This is a genomic window from Nocardia sp. MDA0666 (assembly GCF_003023875.1).
Taxonomy (GTDB): Bacteria; Actinomycetota; Actinomycetes; order Mycobacteriales; family Mycobacteriaceae; genus Nocardia; species Nocardia aobensis.
Window position 1 is genome coordinate 142245 of sequence record NZ_PYHT01000017.1, and the last position, 14944, is coordinate 157188.

At 64.9% G+C, this 14944-nt stretch carries 13 protein-coding genes; all 13 read left to right on the forward strand.

Annotated elements, in window-relative coordinates:
* Positions 1 to 23: 23 nt before the first annotated feature.
* Positions 24 to 404 carry a 50S ribosomal protein L7/L12 gene (gene rplL, locus C8258_RS22750; RefSeq protein ID WP_036505922.1) on the forward strand — a complete coding sequence of 127 codons (381 nt, stop codon included), beginning with the start codon at positions 24 to 26 and terminating at the stop codon, positions 402 to 404.
* A gap of 235 nt (positions 405 to 639) precedes the next feature.
* The gene (locus tag C8258_RS22755) at positions 640 to 1728 is read left to right on the forward strand and encodes an ABC transporter ATP-binding protein (protein WP_051025194.1); all 1089 of its coding nucleotides are present in this window, start codon (positions 640 to 642) and stop codon (positions 1726 to 1728) included.
* Positions 1729 to 1739: 11 nt separating this feature from the next.
* Entirely contained in the window at positions 1740 to 2534 is a 795-nt protein-coding gene (locus C8258_RS22760) for an ABC transporter permease (RefSeq protein WP_051025193.1), read from the forward strand.
* 41 nt (positions 2535 to 2575) lie between these two features.
* A complete protein-coding gene (locus C8258_RS22765; RefSeq protein ID WP_086006975.1) occupies positions 2576 to 3403 on the forward strand; it encodes an ABC transporter permease in 828 nt (275 codons plus the stop codon).
* A gap of 37 nt (positions 3404 to 3440) precedes the next feature.
* Positions 3441 to 4796, forward strand: coding sequence for an MCE family protein (locus tag C8258_RS22770; protein ID WP_106956917.1), 1356 nt, complete (start codon positions 3441 to 3443; stop codon positions 4794 to 4796).
* Positions 4793 to 5872 carry an MCE family protein gene (locus tag C8258_RS22775; RefSeq protein WP_199195814.1) on the forward strand — a complete coding sequence of 360 codons (1080 nt, stop codon included), beginning with the start codon at positions 4793 to 4795 and terminating at the stop codon, positions 5870 to 5872. The genes C8258_RS22770 and C8258_RS22775 overlap by 4 nt, the downstream gene beginning before the upstream one ends.
* Positions 5872 to 6882 carry an MCE family protein gene (locus tag C8258_RS22780; protein ID WP_106956918.1) on the forward strand — a complete coding sequence of 337 codons (1011 nt, stop codon included), beginning with the start codon at positions 5872 to 5874 and terminating at the stop codon, positions 6880 to 6882. The genes C8258_RS22775 and C8258_RS22780 overlap by 1 nt, the downstream gene beginning before the upstream one ends.
* The gene (locus C8258_RS22785) at positions 6882 to 8168 is read left to right on the forward strand and encodes an MCE family protein (RefSeq protein WP_106956919.1); all 1287 of its coding nucleotides are present in this window, start codon (positions 6882 to 6884) and stop codon (positions 8166 to 8168) included. The genes C8258_RS22780 and C8258_RS22785 overlap by 1 nt, the downstream gene beginning before the upstream one ends.
* A complete protein-coding gene (locus C8258_RS22790) occupies positions 8165 to 9403 on the forward strand; it encodes an MCE family protein (RefSeq protein ID WP_106956920.1) in 1239 nt (412 codons plus the stop codon). Before C8258_RS22785 ends, C8258_RS22790 begins: the two co-directional genes overlap by 4 nt.
* Positions 9400 to 10641, forward strand: coding sequence for an MCE family protein (locus C8258_RS22795; protein ID WP_063065453.1), 1242 nt, complete (start codon positions 9400 to 9402; stop codon positions 10639 to 10641). The genes C8258_RS22790 and C8258_RS22795 overlap by 4 nt, the downstream gene beginning before the upstream one ends.
* A gap of 50 nt (positions 10642 to 10691) precedes the next feature.
* Complete coding sequence (locus C8258_RS22800; RefSeq protein ID WP_146161307.1) at positions 10692 to 11459, forward strand: hypothetical protein; 768 nt, start codon at positions 10692 to 10694, stop codon at positions 11457 to 11459.
* Positions 11460 to 11472: 13 nt separating this feature from the next.
* A complete protein-coding gene (locus C8258_RS22805) occupies positions 11473 to 12234 on the forward strand; it encodes a hypothetical protein (protein ID WP_106956921.1) in 762 nt (253 codons plus the stop codon).
* 508 nt (positions 12235 to 12742) lie between these two features.
* A partial coding sequence (gene rpoB / locus C8258_RS22810; RefSeq protein ID WP_106956945.1) for a DNA-directed RNA polymerase subunit beta occupies positions 12743 to 14944 on the forward strand: 2202 nt, incomplete at its 3' end.

A 14944-nucleotide genomic window follows, 5' to 3' on the forward strand; every position in this document is an offset into this window, starting at 1 on the left:
GGGATGAACCGAAAGGAAACACCATGGCCAACGTGGACGAGCTGCTCGAGACCATCGGCAACATGACCCTGCTGGAGCTCTCGGACTTCGTCAAGAAGTTCGAGGAGAAGTTCGAGGTCACCGCCGCCGCTCCGGTCGCCGTCGCCGCTGTCGGTGGCGCCGCTGCTCCGGCCGAGGCCGCCGAGGAGCAGGACGAGTTCGACGTCATCCTCGAGGGTGCCGGCGACAAGAAGATCCAGGTCATCAAGGTCGTGCGTGAGATCGTCTCCGGCCTGGGCCTGAAGGAAGCCAAGGACCTGGTCGAGGGTGCCCCGAAGCCGATCCTGGAGAAGGTCGCCAAGGACGCCGCCGACGCCGCCAAGGCCAAGCTGGAAGAGGCCGGCGCGAAGGTTTCCGTCAAGTAATTGCGGCAATCGAGTCCGGAAAAGGGCGGTCCCGTTGCGGGGCCGCCCTTTTCGCATATTCGTGGTGAATGTTGTGAACTGTCGCGACCGGCTCATTACCGCCGACATTTCTACCCACCAGTCAGGTAGGGTGTCCTGCACCAGCGGCATGCGATACAGTGGCCGCACCCCAGTGTGACGCGTCACACCGCGCTGAAATACGGTGACGCGGCCGTGGGCGCTCGTCAGAAGAAATATGGAGGTCGACGTGGGCGTCGAGGTCAGGACCGAAGGTGTTACGAAATCTTTCGGGTCCCAGCGGATTTGGCAGGATGTCACTCTGACCCTGCCCACGGGGGAAGTCAGCGCCTTGCTCGGCCCCTCCGGTACCGGTAAATCGGTGTTCTTGAAGTCGTTGATCGGTCTGCTGCGCCCCGAGCGTGGCTCGATCTACATCGACGGCACCGACATCACCACCTGCTCCAACAAGGAGCTCTACGAGATCCGCAAGTTGTTCGGCGTTCTGTTCCAGGACGGCGCGCTGTTCGGTTCGATGAACCTGTTCGACAACGTGGCCTTCCCGCTGCGCGAGCACACCAAGAAGAGCGAATCCGAGATCAAGCAGATCGTGATGGAGAAGCTCGAGCTGACGGGTCTGCTTGGCGCCGAAGGCAAACTGCCCGGCGAGATCTCCGGTGGTATGCGCAAGCGTGCCGGCCTGGCCCGCGCGCTGGTGCTGGACCCGCAGATCATCCTCGTCGACGAGCCCGACTCCGGTCTGGACCCGGTGCGTACGACCTATCTGTCGCAGCTGCTGATCGACATCAACGCGCAGATCGACGCCACGATTCTGATCGTTACCCACAACATCAACCTGGCTCGTAGCGTGCCCGACAACATCGGCATGCTGTTCCGCCGCCAGCTTGTCATGTTCGGCCCGCGCGAGGTCCTGCTGACCTCGGAGGAGCCGGTGGTCAAGCAGTTCCTCAACGGCCGCATGGTCGGCCCGATCGGTATGTCGGAGGAGAAGGACGAGGCCCAGATGGCGCGCGAGCAGGCGCTCGCCGACGCCGGCCACTACGACAACGGCACCGAGGACGTCGAGGGCATCATCCCGCAGATGAAGGCCACCCCGGGTATGCCCGTGCGCCAGGCCGTGGAACGTCGTCGCCGCCGCGTGCTCGAGATCATGCACACCCTGCCGCACCAGGCGCAGGTGGCGATCCGCGAGTCGATGGAAGAGAACGGCGATACACAAGTCCTTCCGGCGTATACGGGTAACGCTCCGCAATATCAGGGCGGCACGTACGACACCACCGTGCGACACGACACAACCAACGGGTAACATACGCAACCGTGAATCAACCCCTGGCACGGCTGCGCACTCCGGTCGAGTCGGGATTTGCGCAGGCCGGCAATATATTTGCACTGCTCATTTCCGTGGCACGCAACACCCTGCGCCGGCCTTTCCAATGGCGCGAGTTCATCGAGCAGTCGTGGTTCATCGCGAGCGTCTCGATCCTGCCCGCCGCACTGGTGGCAATCCCGTTCGGCGCCGTTGTGGCATTGCAGACCGGTTCACTTATCAAGCAGCTCGGTGCTGAATCGTTCACCGGCGCAACCAGTGTGCTGGCAACTGTGCAGCAGGCCGCTCCCGTCGTCACCGCGCTGATCATCGCCGGTGCCGCGGGTTCGGCCGTGGCTGCCGACCTCGGCTCCCGCACCATCCGCGAAGAGATCGACGCGATGGAGGTGCTCGGCATCGATCCGGTGCAGCGTCTCGTCGTGCCGCGCGTCCTCGGCATGATGCTGGTGGCGCTGTTGCTCAACGGCCTGGTTTCGGTGGTCGGCATCTGCGGTGGATATTTCTTCAATGTGTTGCTGCAGGGCGGAACTCCCGGCGCCTACCTGGCGTCGTTCTCCGCGCTGGCGCAACTCCCGGACCTCTGGATCGGTGAATTCAAGGCTCTGATCTTCGGATTGCTCGCGGGCGTGATCGCCGCATACAAAGGTTTGAATCCCAAGGGGGGACCGAAAGGTGTTGGTGACGCGGTGAATCAATCCGTGGTGATCACCTTCCTGGTGCTCTTCTTCGTCAATCTGCTTCTGACGTTGGTGTACCTGCAGGTCGTCCCGGCCAAGGGTTCGTGACGATGGTTGTTTCCCAGCGTTCTCCGATCTTTTCGAGGCGGATGCGCCGAGTAGGTGCTGCGCTCAAGTCGCCGGTGAATGTCATCGATCGCGCCGGCGATCAGATGTCGTTCTATTCCAAGGCGATCGCCTGGATTCCGCGCACCGTCGTGCATTACCGCAAGGAGGTCATGCGGCTGCTGGCCGAGGTGACCTTCGGTTCGGGTGCACTCGCGGTCATCGGCGGCACCATCGGCGTCGTGGTGATGATGTCGGCCTCGGTCGGTGTCGTCGTCGGCCTGCAGGGTTTCAAAGCTCTCGACGCCCTCGGCAGTTCGGTGCTCACCGGCTTTCTGACCGGCTACATCAATACTCGCGAATTGGCGCCGCTGGTCGCGGCATTGGCATTGTCGGCGACGGTCGGCTGTGGTTTCACCGCGCAATTGGGTGCGATGCGAATTTCCGAGGAAATCGACGCGCTCGAGGTGATGGCGGTACCCGGCGTGCCGTTCCTGGTGACCACGCGTGTCATCGCGGGATTCGTGGCGGTGATTCCGCTCTACATCGTCGGCCTGCTCGGCACGTTCATCGCGTCCAGGCAGATCAGCGTGTGGTTCAACGGGCAATCCACGGGATCGTACGACCATTATTTCGGTCTGTTCCTGCCACCCGAGGACGTGCTGTATTCGTTCGTGAAGGTGCTGGTGTTCGCCTTCGTGATCATCCTGATCCATTGCTATTACGGCTTCAACGCCACCGGCGGTCCGGCCGGCGTCGGTGTGGCCGTGGGACGCGCGGTGCGTGCGTCGATCGTGCTGGTGAACATCCTCGACTTCTTCCTCAGCCTGGCGATCTGGGGTACGACGACGACAGTGCGAGTCGCGGGATGAGCGGACCAGGCGCGGCGGTAGCCCGAAAGGTGGGAGCATGAGCGCGCGCAGTGTGCAATTCTGGCGCTCTACCGAGAAACTCCGGATCCGCACGTTGGGCATCGTGTTCTTCGTGGTGATGGCGCTGTTTCTCGGCACGACGATCGCGGCCTACAACAAGGTGTGGGTCAAGGTGGTCAAGGTCGATCTGATCACCGATACGGTCGGAAACGCGTTGACCCGCAATGCGGATGTGAAAGTTCGCGGCGTCAATGTCGGCGAGGTGCGTTCCAGTGAATCCGCCAACGGCAAGGTGAAACTGCATCTGGCGATCGATCCGGACAAGGCTTCGAAGATTCCGTCCAATGTGACGGCCCGGCTGCTGCCGAAAACCCTGTTCGGCGAGCGTTATGTCGATCTGGTCTGGCCCGAGCAGCCCAGCCCGAAGCATCTGCAGGCGGGAATGACGCTGTATCAGGACGCCAGCGGCAATGCTGTCGAGGTGAGCCAGCTGCTGGATTCGATCATGCCGCTGCTGCAGGCGATTCCGCCGCAGTACCTGGCCTCGACGCTGGGCGCGCTGTCGCAGGCGCTGGGTGGCCAGGGTGAGGAACTGGGCCACACCATCGATCGGCTCGACGACATCTTCCGCGATATCAACGGCGTGATGCCGCAGTTGCAGGACGATATCCACACCTTCGCGACGGTCGCCGACACCTATTCGGACGCGCTGCCGCAGCTGGTCGACGCCTTCGACAATCTGCGCACGCTGAATGCGACCATCGTGCAGAAGCGTTCGCAGTTGGACACGCTGTATTCGGTCCTGACCCCGACCTCGTCGAAGACCGCCGATTTCCTGACGGCCAACCACGACAACATCATCGATGTCGCGGCCGATTCGCGTGAGGCGCTGGAACTGCTGGCGACCTATTCGCCCTCGTTCCCGTGCACGATGAAGAATTTCGCGCAGCTGAAGCCGCGCATCGACAACCTCTTCGGCAAGGGCACCGATACTCCGGGTTCGCGGGTGACGATCGAGATCACCAATCCGCGCGGCCGCTATCTGCCCAACCAGGACGAGCCGCGCTGGCTGGATACGAACCGGCCGCCGGCGTGCTTCCCCGAATATCCGCTCGGGGTGGATCCCGGTCAGTATCCGACCGGGTCGGCCAACGACGGTTCCTATCAGCCGCCGACCCGGAATCCGGGTGACCAGAACATCGGTCAACTGCCGGCGGCACAGTTCTCGGTCTACGGCGCAGCGGGCGCCACGACCATGGGTTCGCCCGCCGAACAGCGCACCCTGGGTGCGATCTACGGTGCGGCGAACGGGGTTTCGCCCGATCAGGTGCCCAGCTGGGTGAGCCGGATCGGCGCCCCCGCGATGCGTGGAAGTGAGGTGAGTGTGCGATGAAGGCCAAGTTGCGTGGTCTGGGCGGGCCCCTGACCAAACTGGGCATCTTCGTGCTCGTGACAGTGCTCGCGACCGCGTTCCTGGCGCTCACCATCGCCAACTATTCCGGCGGCGGCACCGAGTTCAAGGCGCGGTTCAGCGATGTGACATCGCTGAACAAGGGCGACGAGGTGCGCATCGCCGGTGTGCGGGTCGGCAAGGTGACCAAGGTGTCGGTCGTCGACCGCAACATGGCCGAGGTGCACTTCCAGCTCACCGATCGGGACTGGCTGCCCGCCTCCACCACCGCGACCATCCGCTACCGCAACCTGGTGGGGCAGCGCTACATCGCGCTGGAGCAGGGCGCCGGACAGCAGGGCCGCAAGATCACGAAGGGCGCCACGATTCCGCTGGAGCGGACCAAGCCCGCGCTGAACCTCACCACCCTGTTCAACGGTTTCCGACCGCTGTTCCAGACGTTGTCGGCCGAGGACGTGAACAAGCTGTCCTACGAGATCATCCAGGTCTTCCAGGGGGAATCGGGCACGATCACCGATCTGGTGCGCAACACTGCGAGCCTGACGAACAAGATCGCCGACAAGGACGCGGTGATCGGCGAGATCGTCAAGAACCTCAACCAGGTGCTGGACGCGGTGAACGCGCGCGACGGACAGCTCAACGATCTGATCGTCAACACCGAGGCGCTGGTGAGCGGGCTCAACGCCGAACGCGGCACGATCGGCTCGGCGGTGCAGTCGCTGGGCAATCTCGCCTCGGCGACCGCGGATCTGCTGGTTCCCACCCGGCCGACCCTGCAGGGGTCGATCGCCGGCCTGAACCAGCTGACCGGAACCCTGAACGATCGCTCCGGCGAGGTGAATCAGGCCCTGACGAATCTGCCGATCAAGATGGAGAAGCTTGGTCGCGCGGCGAGCTACGGCTCGTGGTTCCAGTTCTATCTCTGCGGTATCGATATCGTCGCCGGTCCCGGGGTGCAGGATGCGCCGCAATTGAACCTGCCGGCTCAGATGCCGACGGTGAATCAGCCGGTCTACACCAACCCGGCGCCGCGCTGTCACGGGAAGGGTGGCCGCTGATGGAAGACCGGGTTCTCCTCGGCAAGCGCAGCCCGGCGTTCATGGGCGGGCTCGGCTTGTTCATGGTGCTGCTGATCGCGTTGTCGGCGTTCTTCTTGGACAAGCTGCCGATCATCGGCGCGAGCACCAGTTACACCGCGGAATTCTCCGAGGCCGCGGGCTTGAAGAAGGGTAACGAGGTACGCATCGCGGGCGTGAAGGTCGGCGATGTGTCCGATGTGCGCCTCGACGGCGACCGCGTGCTGGTCGACTTCCGGACCAAGGACGCGTGGATCGGCGACGCCACCACCGCGTCGATCCAGATCAAGACCCTGCTCGGGCAGAAGTACCTGGCGCTGGATCCCAAGGGTTCCCACCCGGCGGATCCGGACAAGCGAATTCCATTGTCGCGCACGGTTTCTCCGTACGACGTGGTCGAGGCCTTCAGTGATGCCGCCTCGGATATCGAGAAGACCGACACCGCGCAGCTGGCCACCAGCTTCCGGGTGCTCTCCGACGCGTTCTCCGGCACCCCGCCGGAGATCCGCGGCTCGATCGACGGCGTCGCCCGGCTGTCGGAGACGCTGGCCAAGCGCGACGAGGAGCTCAAGCACCTGTTCAACGCGACCAACAAGACCACCAAGGTGCTCGCCGACCGCAACGAGCAGTTCGAGCGGTTGCTGGCCAACGGCGGTGAGCTGCTGGCCGAGTTGAACGTCCGCCAGCAGGCCATCTCGCAGCTGCTCAACGGCGCGAAAACCGTTGCCGCCGAATTGAGTGCGCTGGTGCACGACAACGAGCAGCAGATCGGTCCGGCGCTGACCAATCTGAAGAAGTCCATCGACATGCTCAACGACAATCAGCAGAACATCTCCAAGACGCTGACGCTGGCGGCGCCGTTCTACGGCCTGTACGCCAACGTGCTGGGCAACGGGCGCTGGTTCGACGCGGTGATCGTCAACCTGATCCCGCCGGCGCTGCCGGAGATTCCGGGTAACCGCCCGCCGATCCGCACTCTGGGAGGCAACTGATGCAGGCTGCTCTCGGTAGGGGATCGCGCCGGGATCCGCTGACGGTGATCCGCGAATCCGGCCGCGGCACCAAGATCGCCCTGGCCCTCGGCACGGTTGCCGTGGTGGTCGTCGCCGGTGTGCTGTGGTGGCTGTTCAGCAGCTACAACACCACCAAGATCACCGCCTACTTCGACAAGTCGATCGGTATCTACGAGGGCTCCGAGGTGCGCATCCTCGGCGTCCCGGTGGGCAAGGTCGATTCGGTCACGCCGCAGGGTGATCAGGTGAAGGTCACCATGCACGTCGACCGGAAGTACGACATTCCGGCCGACGCCAAGGCCGCTCAGATCACGCCCTCGGTGGTGTCGGACCGCTACATCCAGCTCACGCCCGTCTACAAGGGCGGGCCGAAGATGCCGCGCAACGCCACCATCCCGCGCGACCGCACGGCCACCCCGGTCGAGGTCGACCGGCTGTACAGGAGCATCCAGGAACTGTCGGATGCGCTGGGGCCCAACGGCGCCAACAAGGACGGCGCGGTGAACGAGCTGGTCCGCACCGGTGCCGCGAATCTGTCCGGGAACGGGGACGCGCTGGCCAACAGCCTGACCCAGCTCTCGCACGCGGCCCGGTATCTGTCGGACGCGCGCGGCGACATCTTCGACACGATCAAGAATCTGCAGATCTTCGTGCACACCCTGGCGGTCAACGACCAGCAGGTGCGCCAATTCAACACGCAGCTGGCGGATCTGGCCGGATTCCTCTCCGGTGAGCGGGAGAACCTCGGGCAGGCACTGAATCTGCTGTCGATCGCGCTCGGCGACGTCGCCCGGTTCATCGACGACAACCGGGACCTGGTCGCCGAGAACGCCGATGCGCTGACCAAGCTGACCCAGACCCTGGCCGATCAGCGCCAGGATGTGGCGAACGCGCTGCCGGTGCTGCCGGTGGCGCTGAGCAACCTGATCAACATCCACAACGGTGAATCCGGCACGCTCGACATGCGCGCCAACTTCACCGATCTGCAGAATCCGTTCGGCGCCGTCTGCAAGATGCTCGACCTCGGCCAATTGCGGCCGGGCGACCCGAAATTCGATGCGATCAGCCGGCAGATGCGCCCGATCCTGGATCAGTGCAAGGTGATCACCGACCAGATCAAGGACGGTGTGCAGACGCCGTCGCTGGTGTTGCCGTTCGGCATCCTCAGCGGCGACAACATCCAGAAGACCCCGGCTCCCGGCAGCGTGCCGGGCACCCCGTCGGACCGGCAGCCGCCGTCGCAGCAGGAAGGTGGCCAGCGATGACGCCCTTCGCATTCCGCAGGACGGCCCGCGGACTGGGGGCCGTCGCGGTGGTCGGCGTGACCGCGATGCTGGTGGGTTCGTGTTCCTCGGACGGTATCTACAGCGTGCCGCTGCCCGGCGGCGCCGATGTGGGTGACCATCCGATGCATATCGACGTGCGTTTCGACGACGTCCTGGATCTGGTGCCGCAGTCGGCGGTCAAGGTCGAGGGTGTGCCGGTCGGCCGGGTGGAGTCCATCGACGTCGCCCCCGACGGCTGGACCGCGAGCGTGCACACGGTGGTCAACTCTTCGGTGAAGCTGCCCGCCAACGCGCACGCCGAGGTGCGGCAGTCGAATCTGCTCGGTGAGAAGTTCGTCGAGCTCTCGGCGCCGAAGGAGGAGGTCTCGCCCGACCGGTTGAAGGACGGCGCGGTCATCCCTGTCGACCGGACCCGGCACGCGGTCGAGATCGAACAGGTCCTCGGCGCGCTGTCGCTGCTGCTCAACGGCGGTGGCGTGGCGCAGTTGCAGCCCATCGTGGTGGAACTGAACAAGGCGCTGGCCGGCCGGGAGAACCGGGTGCGGTCGCTGCTGGATCAGGCCGACACGCTCATCGACGGCCTCAACCAGCAGGTCGCCGATATCCAGCACGCGCTCGACAGCCTGGGCACGTTGTCCAGCCGGGTCGGGCAGCAGTCCGAGCAGATCGGCAAGATCCTCGACGAACTGCCGGCCGGTATCAAGATCCTCGACGAGCAGCGGCCACAGCTGATCGGCTTGCTGAAGCAACTCGACCGGGTCGGCCAGGCCGGTGTCGATGTGCTGGACAAGTCCAAGGACAACCTGATCCGCGATCTGCAGGCACTGCGGCCGACGCTGCAGGAACTGGGCCGTTCGGCGCCCGATCTGGTGACCGCGTTCCCGCTGGTCCTGACCTATCCGTTCCCGGACGAGGCGATCAAATCGACCTTCGGTGGTTCGGTGAACACCTGGCTGTCGGTGGACACCCAGATCGGTGTCCTGATGTCGAATCTCGGTGTGGGCAAACCGGATCCGGTGTACATCCCGCCGAAGTACGGGCCGCCGGTGCCGGTGGATCCGACCAATCCGTATTACAACGGCAACGGCCCGCGGCCGGGCTGGCCGACGGTGTCGCTGGTACCGCTGCCGCCCACCGTGGTGGCTCCGGCCCCCGCCAAGCCGGGTGACCCGATCGGGTCGATTCTCGATCAGTTGGGAGTGCAGCCGCGATGAGTAGATTGGTGCGCTACCAGCTGATCGCCTTCGCGGTGATCGCCGTGCTCGGCGTGGTCTTCGTCGGCGCGAAGTACATTCACCTCGACCACATGCTCGGCTTCGGCCAGTATCAGGTGAAGGTGAAGGCCAAGACGACGGCCAACCTGTCCAAGGGCGCCGAGGTCACCTATCGCGGTGTGCCGGTCGGACGGGTGGACTCCCTCGATATCACCCCCGACGGCGTGATGATCTATCTGGAACTGGATTCCGGGAAGCCGAAGGTCCCCGCCAGTGCCAAGGCCATGATCGCCAACCGTTCGGCGATCGGTGAGCAGTACCTGGATCTGGTGCCGGAGACGTCGAAGGGGCCCTACCTGCGCGACGGTTCGGTCATCGACGGCGCCGAGACCCCGATCCCGGTCGAGGATCTGCTCGCCAGCGTCAATCACTTCTCGAGTACGACGGATCTGGCGGCGTTGAGCACGACCGTCACCGAACTCGGTAAGGCCTTCGACGGGCAGGGCGACAACCTGCGCATCCTCGTCGATTCGCTGAACAAGTTCTCCCAGACCGGCGTCGAGGCGCTGCCGCAGACCGTGCAGCTGATCCGGGACGCCCAGACCGTGCTCGGCACTCAGGCCGACCAGTCGCCGGCGATCCGGACCTTCAGTGACGGCCTCGATCGGCTCGCCGTGCAGTTGCGCGCCAACGATCCCGATATCCGGCGGTTGATCGGCACCGGCGCCGACGCCGGCGAGCAGATCGGCAAGCTGCTCGATCAGAGCGGGCAGCCGCTGACCACGGATCTGTCGAATCTGCGGCTGTTGCTGCAGGCGGTGTCGCCGCAGACCTACACACTGAAGCCGCTGCTGCAGATGCTGCCGCTGCTCTCGGTCGGTGGTTCGGCGACCGCGCCCGGCGACGGCACGACCCACTTCGGCCTGGTGCTGGAAACCAACAATCCGCCGGCCTGTACCGTCGGATACGAGGGAACTCAGCGCATTCTCGACCAGATGAAGGCGCAGAATCCCAATTTCGACGACACCCGCGACGATTTCCCGTTCAACACGGATGCGAAATGCACGGTGCCGTTCGGAAGTCCGACCGATGTCCGCGGCGGCGCGCGTGCGCAGTACGCCGATCCGAATGTCCCGCAGCCGTGGGATTCCAAGCCCAAGACCGATCCGGACAAGCTCAACCTGAGCCCCGTCGCCATCCAGTTGGCCACTCTCATCGGAGTGACCCCGAAGCGGTGAGGCGGGTACGGGAGGCAAGTCCGGAAAACCGACGACGCTAGGGTGTCGCTGTGAGTTCTGATCTGCCCAACCCCTCCTCGCAACCTGCGGTGGAGCCGCCGGACGATGCCGAAAAGGCGGTAGCTGAGGCATCGCCCGAGGAGACCGCGCGCCGGTCCGCCGGTGAGCAGCCGGCCGCCCGGCCGGGTTCGTCGACACTGCGCACGGTCGTGACCTCGGTCGCGGCGGTGTGGCTGGTGGCGGCCCTGGTCCTGGCGGCGTTGTTCGGCACCGGCTGGGTCCGCGCGATGTGGTTCACCGACGGTCCGCGCGCCGATGCGCGCGATACCGCGCTGGATGCGGCCCGGCAGGCGGCGATCAACCTCACCTCGATGAATCCCGGCGATGTCGAGGGGTCGATCACCACCATGCGGTCTTCGATGACCGGCGACATGCTGACCCAGCTCAACGAGAACCACGACCGCATCAAGGATGCCGCCGAGAAGTCGAAGACCAAGATCGACAGCAAGGTGCTGGGAGCGGCGCTGAGCTCGCTGGACAGTGAGCGCGACAAGGCCTCGGCGATCGTCGTGCTGAAACTCACGCAGACCGCGCCCAACGTTCCGGTGCAGTCCTTCAGGGCCACATGGACGCTGGATATGAAGAAGGACGGCGACACCTGGAAGGCCGAGCAGGCCAATTCGCTCGGCCAGCTGGTGTCGCTGGACACCCCCGGTCCCGCCGGGGCGGCCCAACCGCCCGCGAACGGAAACGCCGCGCCCGCGCCGAGCGCGCCCGCGAATCCGTCCGAGGCGCCCGCCCCCCAGCCGGGATCGTAGGAGAGGTACACCGATGGCATCCCGCCCGCCGATCAACAAGGTTTCCCCGCGGCTCAAGCCCGGCGACCGCTCGTCCGAATCCGCCGAGCGCACGATCCGCCGCCGCGGCGGCGCCGATCGCACCGCGTCCGGTGCGAAGTCCGCCAAGCCCGCCGGTAAGTCGACGAACACCAAATCCCGCACCAGGACCGTGCGCGCGGGTGCGGCGACCACGCGTCCGGCGCCGCCCGTGGCATCGCGCGCGTCCCGGAGGCTGCCGCGTCCCGGTCGGCTGCCGCGGCCCGCGCCGGCCGCCTGGGGTCTGGCCGCCGGTCTGATCGTGGCGAGTGTGCTGTTGACCGCGTTCGCGGCGTTCGCGGCATTCAAGCCCGGGGTGGACAACGGCAACAAGGCCTTCGTCGACACCAAGGCCACCCAGGAGGTGACCGCGGCGGCCGACAACGCGCTCAAGACGGTCTATTCCTACGACGTGAAGACCGTCGGCGGCTACAAGGATGCCGTGCACAAGGTCGTCACCGGCAAGATGCGCGGCGATTTCGACAAGTTCGCCGACACCACGGTGTCCGCGATCCAGCAGGCGCAGTCGACCGCACAGGCCACTCCTGACCCCATCGGTGTGACTTTGCTCACTGACGACCGGGCGGAGTTGCTGGTGAATCTCACCGTGAGCGCGACCAAGAACGGTGCTCCGCAGGAGAGCGCCTCGGGTCCGATCGTGTTGCACATGCAGAAGGTGGACGGTCACTGGCTGGCGAGCGAGATCGCCGACCGTTGAGTGGGCCAGACGGGTTCGGAAGTATGTTCGAGCCCGTCACCTGCGGAATCTTCCCAGCTCAGCGGCGGATATTCCCCCGCGTGGCGGTGTGATTCGCCAGCGCCACAGGGGATCTCGCGGTTATCGAGGTGGTCTCGCCACTTGACGACTTACGTCCGAACCGTCACGCTATTCACAACAGCGGCAGCTGTGGCAGGGTCGAGTACCCAGGTCGAGGCGCCGCCGGAGACTCGAACGCAGCCAGCGGAAGCGGGTCCGGCGCGCCGAACATCCGGAACTCGGTTCGGATGGTACTTTGACACCCCTTCTTCGTGGGTGTAGGTTTGGACTTTGCGCTGGCTGCCTCCTGTCCATTCCTTGATCGCATCACGAAAGTTCCACCGTTGAGGTGTTACTTCCGTTGTTTGCTGTTCGGGTTTTGTCCGGGTCGTAACCAGCAGAACTCGTAGCAGACAAGCGACGGTCGTTTGGTGTCTTGTACGTACAGGCACCGGGCGACGCGCGTGAGGTGCTGGAAGGACGCATCTTGGCAGTCTCCACCCAGACCAAGGCCGGTATTCCCGGAGCCCCGAAGCGGGTGTCTTTCGCGAAGATTCGTGAGCCCTTGGAGGTTCCGGACCTTCTCGATCTACAAACCGAATCGTTCGCGTGGCTGGTCGGTGCCCCCGATTGGCGTGAGCGGGCCATCGCCCGGGGCGACGCCAGCCCGGTCGGTGGGCTGGAGGAGGTGCTCGAGGAGCTCTCGCCGATCGAGGACTTCTCCGGTTCGATGTCCCTGTCCTTCTCCGATCCGCGCTTCGAAGAGGTCAAGGCCTCTATCGATGAGTGCAAGGACAAGGACATGACCTACGCGGCACCGCTGTTCGTGACCGCGGAGTTCATCAACAACAACACCGGTGAGATCAAGTCGCAGACGGTCTTCATGGGTGATTTCCCGATGATGACCGACAAGGGCACATTCATCATCAACGGCACCGAGCGCGTGGTCGTCTCGCAGCTGGTGCGCTCGCCGGGTGTGTACTTCGACGAGTCCATCGACAAGGGCACCGAGAAGACGCTGCACAGCGTGCGCGTCATCCCGTCGCGGGGTGCGTGGCTGGAATTCGATGTCGACAAGCGCGACACCGTGGGTGTGCGTATCGATCGCAAGCGTCGTCAGCCGGTCACCGTGCTGCTGAAGGCGCTGGGCATGACCACCGAGGAGATCACCGAGCGGTTCGGTTTCTCCGAGATCATGCTGTCGACCCTGGAGAAGGACAACACCGCCGGCCAGGACGAGGCGCTGCTCGACATCTACCGCAAGCTGCGTCCGGGCGAGCCGCCGACCAAGGAATCCGCGCAGACCCTGCTGGAGAACCTGTTCTTCAAGGAGAAGCGCTACGACCTGGCCCGCGTCGGCCGCTACAAGGTCAACAAGAAGCTGGGCGTCAACACCGGTGAGCCGGTGGTCGGCTCGACGCTGAACCGCGAGGACATCGTCGCCACCATCGAGTACCTGGTGCGCCTGCACCAGGGCGACAAGCTGATGACCGTCCCCGGCGGCGTCGAGGTTCCGGTCGAGGTCGACGACATCGACCACTTCGGCAACCGTCGCCTGCGCACCGTCGGCGAGCTGATCCAGAACCAGCTGCGCGTCGGCCTCTCGCGGATGGAACGTGTCGTGCGTGAGCGCATGACCACCCAGGACGTCGAGGCCATCACCCCGCAGACCCTGATCAACATCCGCCCGATCACGGCGGCGATCCGGGAGTTCTTCGGCACCTCGCAGCTGTCGCAATTCATGGACCAGAACAACCCGCTCTCGGGTCTGACCCACAAGCGTCGTCTGTCGGCGCTGGGCCCGGGTGGTCTGTCCCGTGAGCGCGCCGGCCTGGAAGTGCGCGACGTGCACCCCTCGCACTACGGCCGCATGTGCCCGATCGAGACCCCGGAAGGCCCGAACATCGGCCTGATCGGTTCGCTGTCGGTGTACGCGCGGGTCAACCCATTCGGTTTCATCGAGACCCCTTACCGCAAGGTGGAGAACGGCCGGGTCACCGACGAGGTCAAGTACCTGACCGCCGACGAAGAGGACCGGCACGTCCGGGCCCAGGCGAATTCGCCCGTCGACGCCGACGGCAACTTCCTCGACGAGCGCGTGCTCGCCCGCCGCGGTAACGAGGAGATGGAATACGTCTCCCCGGCCGAGGTCGACTACATGGATGTCTCGCCGCGCCAGATGGTGTCGGTGGCGACCGCCATGATTCCGTTCCTCGAGCACGACGACGCCAACCGCGCCCTGATGGGTGCGAACATGCAGCGTCAGGCGGTGCCGCTGATCCGTTCCGAGTCGCCGCTGGTCGGCACCGGTATGGAGCTGCGTGCCGCGGTGGACGCCGGCGATGTGGTCGTCAACGAGAAGCCGGGTGTGGTGGAGGAGGTTTCGGCCGACTACATCACCGTCATGCACGACGACGGCACTCGTAAGAGCTACCGGATGCGGAAGTTCGCCCGCTCCAACCAGGGCACCTGCGCCAACCAGCGTCCCATCGTGGACGAGGGCCAGCGGGTCGAGCACGGCCAGGTTCTGGCCGACGGCCCGTGCACCGAGAACGGTGAGATGGCGTTGGGTAAGAACCTGCTGGTGGCGATCATGCCGTGGGAGGGTCACAACTACGAGGACGCGATCATCCTGTCGCAGCGTCTCGTGGAGGAGGATGTGCTGACCTCG